The organism is Paenibacillus darwinianus, from assembly GCF_000598065.1.
GTDB lineage: Bacteria > Bacillota > Bacilli > Paenibacillales > Paenibacillaceae > Paenibacillus_I > Paenibacillus_I darwinianus.
The window spans coordinates 1-6,787 of record NZ_KK082178.1; the positions used below are offsets into that span (position 1 = coordinate 1).

At 57.5% G+C, this 6,787-nt stretch carries 10 protein-coding genes; 9 read left to right on the plus strand and 1 reads right to left on the minus strand.

Annotated elements, in window-relative coordinates:
- A partial coding sequence (locus tag BG52_RS10925) for a hypothetical protein (RefSeq protein ID WP_036667260.1) occupies nucleotides 1-201 on the minus strand: 201 nt, incomplete at its 3' end.
- A gap of 291 nt (nucleotides 202-492) precedes the next feature.
- On the opposite strand from BG52_RS10925, the gene BG52_RS10930 reads away from it, so the two are divergent.
- From BG52_RS10930 to BG52_RS10970, 9 genes are all read left to right on the plus strand, one after another.
- Complete coding sequence (locus tag BG52_RS10930) at nucleotides 493-1,143, plus strand: hypothetical protein (protein ID WP_051587646.1); 651 nt, start codon at nucleotides 493-495, stop codon at nucleotides 1,141-1,143.
- Between the two features lie 242 nt (nucleotides 1,144-1,385).
- Nucleotides 1,386-2,054, plus strand: coding sequence for a hypothetical protein (locus BG52_RS10935; RefSeq protein WP_036582123.1), 669 nt, complete (start codon nucleotides 1,386-1,388; stop codon nucleotides 2,052-2,054).
- A 138-nt stretch (nucleotides 2,055-2,192) separates the two neighbouring features.
- Nucleotides 2,193-2,684 (plus strand): Lrp/AsnC family transcriptional regulator, encoded by a 492-nt coding sequence (locus BG52_RS10940; protein WP_036582134.1) that lies wholly within the window; start codon nucleotides 2,193-2,195, stop codon nucleotides 2,682-2,684.
- A gap of 14 nt (nucleotides 2,685-2,698) precedes the next feature.
- A complete protein-coding gene (locus BG52_RS10945) occupies nucleotides 2,699-3,919 on the plus strand; it encodes an aminotransferase class I/II-fold pyridoxal phosphate-dependent enzyme (protein ID WP_036582142.1) in 1,221 nt (406 codons plus the stop codon).
- A gap of 6 nt (nucleotides 3,920-3,925) precedes the next feature.
- A complete protein-coding gene (locus tag BG52_RS10950; RefSeq protein WP_036582147.1) occupies nucleotides 3,926-4,105 on the plus strand; it encodes an aspartyl-phosphate phosphatase Spo0E family protein in 180 nt (59 codons plus the stop codon).
- Between the two features lie 110 nt (nucleotides 4,106-4,215).
- The gene (locus BG52_RS10955) at nucleotides 4,216-4,800 is read left to right on the plus strand and encodes a cob(I)yrinic acid a,c-diamide adenosyltransferase (protein WP_036582149.1); all 585 of its coding nucleotides are present in this window, start codon (nucleotides 4,216-4,218) and stop codon (nucleotides 4,798-4,800) included.
- Nucleotides 4,797-5,831, plus strand: a complete 1,035-nt coding sequence (locus tag BG52_RS10960) for an RluA family pseudouridine synthase (RefSeq protein ID WP_036582150.1) — start codon at nucleotides 4,797-4,799, stop codon at nucleotides 5,829-5,831. Before BG52_RS10955 ends, BG52_RS10960 begins: the two co-directional genes overlap by 4 nt.
- Nucleotides 5,832-5,861: 30 nt before the next feature.
- Entirely contained in the window at nucleotides 5,862-6,227 is a 366-nt protein-coding gene (locus BG52_RS10965) for a Spx/MgsR family RNA polymerase-binding regulatory protein (RefSeq protein ID WP_036582151.1), read from the plus strand.
- Nucleotides 6,228-6,231: 4 nt separating this feature from the next.
- On the plus strand, nucleotides 6,232-6,787 hold a 556-nt coding region (locus BG52_RS10970), incomplete at its 3' end, for an aminotransferase class I/II-fold pyridoxal phosphate-dependent enzyme (RefSeq protein ID WP_397310976.1).

Consider the following 6,787-nt stretch of genomic DNA (forward strand, 5'->3'; position numbering starts at 1 on the left):
CGTGCGGTCGCCGCGAGTGCCGTGCGTCCGGTCGCCGCGGGAGCCGCCCGTGCGGTCGCCGCGAGTGCCGCCCGTGCGGTCGCCGCGAGTGACGCGCGTCCGATCATCGCGCGTCACGCCGACTCGGTCAGCACGGTTCCCGCGAGCGGCATTTTTGTTTTTCCCCCGCTGGCTCGCTTTATTTTTTTTGCTGTCAGTCATTCAAAGATCTCCTCCTTCCTCGTTCTGATACAGGCTATGTGCAGAATCTATCGGCGGTGTTAGCCGGACGTACATTTTTGGAAGAATTACACGAAAATCTAGTACCGAATAGAAGAGGGATTCATATAACTATATTACAATTAATCCTCCCGAGCGGATGGAGCGGAGGAACGATTGGAGGGATGGAAGGCGAGGAGAATGGCGTCAAGCTGGCAAGGTCGGAAATCTAGCACTTGCAGGTGGCACGCATCGTGTCAACCGAAATAAATCTATTAATCTGGAGGGATTCAAGTGGCATTTCTATTTGAATTGTTCGGCGGCGGCATGAATCAATACCATGGCAACGGCATGAATCATTACCAAGGCAGCGGTCATCAAGTCCAGGGAGGGTCTCTGGAGGAATTTGTCGGTAAGACGGTAAAAATCAACCGCGGCGGTCCGGACTCTATCGTCGGTCGGGTACTCGGAGTCCGCAGTGACTATCTGGCAGTCAGCACGAGGGAAGGGATTGTTTACATCAACACCAGCCATATCAAAAGTATTACGGAAGGCCCGAAAAGCGACGGCAAAAGCGATGGAAGAAGCAGGGGCAGAAGCGGATGGAGTACCCGGTTCATTATTGCGGAAAATTTTAACGGCGTGCTACGCCGGCTGAATCAGCGGTTCGTTAAGATCAACTGGGGCGGCCCTGAGAAAGTAGAAGGCTTTATCGTCGAGGTGTCCGGCAACACGCTGCTGCTGGTACATCAAAAAGAAATCATCCGCATTCCGTTATTCCACATTAAAACGGTCAGCCCGCAAAAAGCCGGCGATCACAGCGACGGCAACAAAAACGACGGCAACAAAAACAAACACGAGAACAAGTCGGGCAAATCGGGAAACAAATCTGGCGGCAGAACCGTCGGGGGCAACACAGGCGGCGGCAGAACGGGCGGCAGATGATAAAACGCGATGCCGGCAGCGGCGAGCCCGGTCTCCGGACACAAGCGCTTCTCACCGGCATCGCAAGTTTGTGCACAATCCGTTTGCATCCAGCCTGCTAGAGCGGAGCAAGGCGCAGAAGCATGCAGCACGCATACGTTTCTCGCTCCGCAGCTTTTTCTCAGGCGGCTGCTGTTAATCCGACTCATCGCAGGATGGCTGTGGACAGGCACTGTGCATTCGAACAAGAAAGGAGGAAACCGATGAAGAACGCCAACCATTCGCTGCTCAACAAGCTGGTGGAGATCGAGGTCGCCGGCAAAGGCATGCCGCTTCGCGGCAAAATGATCGATCTCGGCCAGGACATCATCGTGCTTCGCGGCGCCAGTCATTTCTATTACATTCCGCTCGTTCACGTGAAGTTGCTGCGGCCGGCATCGCAGGAGGAGTCGGCGGAAGCGGTCCCGGAAATCCCTTACGAGCCGCAGTCCGACCCGATATCCTACCGTAAAGTGCTGTTCAGCGCCAAAGGCATGTTTTCGGAGCTGTACATCGCCGGCACGCAATCGATTCACGGCTACGTCACTAGCGTGATGAACGACTATTTCACTTTCTACTCGCCTGTTTATCACACGGTTATCGTTTCACTCAGCCATTTGAAATATTTGTCGCCTTACCATCCCGACGTTACGCCTTATACGCTGCCGCCGGAGCAATTTCCGCTGAAGCCGTCGCCCATCTCGCTGGCGCGCACGTTCGATCAGCAAATCCGCAAGCTTGTCGGAGAATTCGTGGTGCTCGATTTGGGTGACCATCCCAACAAAACCGGCATCCTTAAACAAATGGAAGACGGGATGGTCGAGCTGGCGAATGCCGCAGGACAGCCTGTCTACATCCACTTCGACCACATCAAAACGGTGCATGTGCCATAACCGCACCCAGAATCGCATACCGGGCGGGAGGTCCCGTCCGGATTACATAATCGGCGTTTATTTTCTTTTTGCAGGAAACGGTTAATCGTTGTAAGATAGAGAGTATTAATCGCAGACGGTATGCAGGAGGTTACGACGATGGATGGACTTAAGCTGAAAATATTGGAGCTGCTCAAGGAAGATGCGCGCCGCAGCGCGGAATTGATCTCGACCATGCTGGGCGTGCCGGAAGCGGACGTCAAGCAGGCGATAACCGAAATGGAAGACGATCACGTGATCGTGAAATATGCGACCGTCGTGAACTGGAGCAAGGTGGACGACGAGAAGGTAACGGCGCTGATCGAGGTGCAGATTACGCCGGAGCGCGGACGCGGCTTCGACAGCATTGCGGAACGCATCTATTTATATCCCGAGGTCAAATCGGTATACCTGATGTCGGGCGCTTACGATTTGTTGGTCGAGGTAGAGGGCAAGACGTTGAAGGAAGTCGCTTCGTTCGTATCGAATAAGCTGTCTCCGATCGATTCGGTGCTGTCAACCAAAACCTTTTTCATTCTCAAGAAATACAAGCAGGACGGCATTATCTTCGAGGAAGCCGAAGGCGACAACCGTCTCGTCATATCGCCGTAAAGGAGAGCTGCGCCATGATTAAAGACAAGGAGCAACAACTCGTCTCCACCAAAACTGTACGCGCTTCGATGTCGGAATACCTGGCGCCTGGCGCGCGGTCGCTCAAGCCTTCCGGCATCCGCCGTTTCTTCGATCTCGCGAGCGGACGGAAAGACATCATCACGCTCGGAGTCGGCGAGCCCGATTTCGTTACACCCTGGCATGTGAGGGATGCGTGCGTTTCCGCGCTCGAAGCGGGAAAAACGCAGTATACGTCCAATGCGGGCATGCCGGAGCTGCGCGAGGCGATCGGCGAATATTTGCATAATCGTTTCGCGGTCGATTATGACCCGGCGAATGAAATACTGGTAACGGTCGGCGGAAGCGAAGCGATCGATCTGGCCCTGCGCGCGCTGGTTGAGCCGGGTGATGAAATTTTGATCCCTGAACCGTGCTATATTACGTATTCTCCGATCACGTCGCTCGGCGGCGGTATTCCGGTCGGCATCGAAACGTTTGCCAAGGACCAGTTCAAGCTCAAGGCCGAGCAGTTGGAGGCGAGCATCACGCCGCGCTCGAAGGTGCTGATTCTGTGCTATCCGAGCAATCCGACCGGCGGCATCATGACGTATGAGGAGTGGCTGCCGATCGCCCGGATCGTAGAGAAGCATGATCTGATCGTCATCTCTGACGAAATTTACGCCGAGCTGAGCTATAATGGGAATCATGTCAGCTTCGCCTCGGTGCCCGGCATGCGGGACCGCACCATCCTGGTCAGCGGATTCTCGAAGGCGTTCGCCATGACCGGCTGGCGGATGGGCTATACGTGCGGACATCCCGAGCTGATCTCCGCCATGCTCAGAATTCACCAGTATACGATTATGTGCGCGCCGACCATGGGCCAGGTGGCCGCGCTCGAGGCGCTCAAAAACGGTCTCGGCGAGAAGGACCGGATGGTGGAGTCCTACAACCAGCGGCGCAGACTGATGGTGAAGGGCTTGCGTGATATCGGCCTCGATTGCTTCGAGCCGCATGGCGCTTTTTATGTGTTTCCGTCAGTCGCCGACACCGGCCTCGATTCCGAAACGTTTGCGGAGCGGTTGTTGACGGAAGCGGGAGTGGCTGCTGTGCCGGGCAACGTTTTCGGACTCGGAGGGGAAGGACATCTGCGTTGCTCCTACGCGACCTCGGTGCCCCAACTGAACGAAGCGCTCGAACGTATCGGCGCATTCGTCGAATCGGTGAAAAAGGGATAACGGCCGATGAATCCCGTAACGATCCGCAAGCTCGAAGACGAAATCAACCTGCTTCGCAGCAAGATGGTGTTGACCTATATGGAGGAATCCTCGTTCAATTCGGACAAAGTGATCGCCATCAGCCGCAAGCTTGACCAAAAAATCAACGAATATATGAAAAGCGCGAAGATGTACGCGGACGGTTAAGCCGCATTTTGCAGGGAAAGAAGCCTCGCGAGAGGCTTCTTTTCTTTTTCCGGGCCGCGCCCGTATGGTATAGTGAAAATTAGGTTATTTTGCGGAAAGGGGCATTCATGATGAGGTTGTATACACGCACAGGGGATGCAGGCCAAACTTCGTTAAAAGGGGGCCGCGTCCGCAAGGACGACGCCCGCGTCGAGGCTTACGGCACGATCGACGAGCTCAACTCGTTTATAGGACAAACGGCAGCCGTGCTTATTCGATCGGGCAAGTTCGACGATATGGCGGCGCAGCTTGCCGAAATCCAGCAGGAGCTGTTCGATTGCGGCTCCGACTTGGCGTTCGCGAACGAGCCTTCGGTGTACAAGATGGGAGCGGAGCCGGCCGCCCGATTGGAGTCGGAGATCGACGCATACATTACGCAGGCGCCTGAGCTGGCGCGGTTTATTTTGCCGGGCGGCTCGGAGGCGGCGGCGCTGCTGCACGTATGCCGCACCGTATGCCGCCGCGCCGAGCGGCGCTGCGTTACGCTCGCTGCCGAGCATAACGTGAACGCGCATGCCGTTACCTATTTGAACCGGCTGTCGGATTATTTCTTCGCTGCGGCGCGCGTCGCCAACGCCCGGCTCGGCGTTCCGGACGTCGAGTATGTGCGGAGCGCCAATGTTTTCCGTAAGCCGAAATCGCCGAAACCGCAATGAACGAACGGTATTACGAGCCGATCACGCTGACGATCGATCCCGGGGATGAGGGGATGACCGTTCGCACCGTTCTGGAGAAAAGGCTCGGCGTCTCCCGCAAGCTGCTGTCCAGGCTCAAGCTGACGGAGGAAGGCCTGACGCTGAACGGGGAGCGCGTGTATACGACGGTGAAGGTGAAGGCGGGGGATCTGGTAGCGATCCGGATGGAGCGGGAGCGATCGGACGATATTTTGCCGCAGGAGATGCCGCTCGATATTGTGTATGAGGATCCTTATTTGCTTATTCTGAATAAAACGGCCGGGGTCATCGTTCACCCGACGCACGGACATTACACGCATACGCTGGCGAACGGAGTCGTCCATCTGTGGCAGACGCGCGGCGAATCGTTCCGGTTCAGGCCCGTTCATCGGCTGGATCAGGAGACGTCGGGCGTGGTCGCGGTAGCCAAAAACGGGTACGTACACCAGCAGCTGTCGGAGCAAATGCAGCGCGGCGAGATCGACAAGACGTATATCGCCTTTGTATTCGGCAAGCCTGAGCCGGCAGCGGGCACGGTGAATGAGCCGATCGACCGCAATCCCGATGCGCCGCATATTCGCATTGTAACGCCGGACGGGTATCCGTCGGTTACCCACTATGAGACGGTGCAGGTATACGGCGATGGGACCGCTTCCTTGGTCCGGCTGAAGCTCGAAACCGGGCGCACCCATCAAATCCGCGTGCACATGAGGCACATCGGCTGCCCGTTGATCGGTGACAAAATGTACGGTATTGCGGCGGAGCCTTCCGACTCGCAGCCGGCAGCCGGGAGAGCCGCCGATACGCACGGCGGCGAAGCGAGGGCTTGCCCGGAATGGCGGGCTGCGGCCCATGAGGCGGCGGGCAGGCAGGCGCTGCATGCCTCGGAGCTGGCTTTCACGCACCCGATGACCGGCGAACGCGTGACGTTCCGCGCCTCGCTGCCGGAGGATCTGCGGCAGCTCGAGGAGCTGCTGGCCGTGCGCGGCGAAAGCCGCGAAAGTGTGCAGTAACTGATAAATAGAAGGGCGGTACGATCGAGTATGTCGGATAGGAAGCTGAAAGTATATCATTACGCAAAATGCGGCACATGCCGTACGGCAATTAAGAAGCTGCAAGCGATGGACCGCGAGCTGGAACTGCAGGATCTGTTCGAGCAGCCGGCGAGCGAAGCAGAGATCAGGGAATGGCTGCGGCTCAGCGGTCTCGAGTTGAAGAAGTTCTTCAACACCTCCGGAGAGGTATATAAGGAGCAGAACCTGAAGGACAAGCTGCCCGGCATGAACGAAGAGGAGCGGATCGCGACGCTCGCTGCGAACGGCCGGTTGGTGAAGCGGCCAATCGTGACCGACGGCAAGTCGTTAACGGTCGGTTATAAGGAAGCTGAATTTGAGCGGGTATGGGGCTGAACGGATGATGACTGACAGGAGCAAGCGGCGTTCGTCCCGGCTGTCCAGGCTCGGCTCCGCGATTTTTGCCGAGGTGGCGGAGTGGAAGGAAGAGGCAAGACGCGAGGGCCTCGACGTGATCGACCTCGGCATCGGCAGCCCGGACCGGCCGCCGTCCGAGCGCGTGCGGCAGACCATGGCCGCGGCCGTACTGCGCGATGACGCTTACCGGTACCCGCTTTCCCGAGGGAGCGCCGCGTTCCGGCAGACCGCAGTCGACTGGTTGTTCCACCGCTTTGGCATCCGGCTGGATCCGGAGCGGGAGCTCGTTACACTGATGGGCTCGCAGGACGGATTGGCCCATCTGGCGCTGGCGGTAAGCGAGCCCGGGGACATGGCGATCGTGCCCGACCCCGGTTATCCGATCTATGCCGCAGGGCTTGCGGTGGCGGGCGTGGAGCCGTACTTCGTGCCCCTTCTGGAGAACAACGGTTTTCTGCCGGATCTGGAAGCTATTCCTGAGCAGGTGTGGGAGAAGTCCGCATTCATTCTGCTCAATTTCCCGAGCAACCCGGTATCGG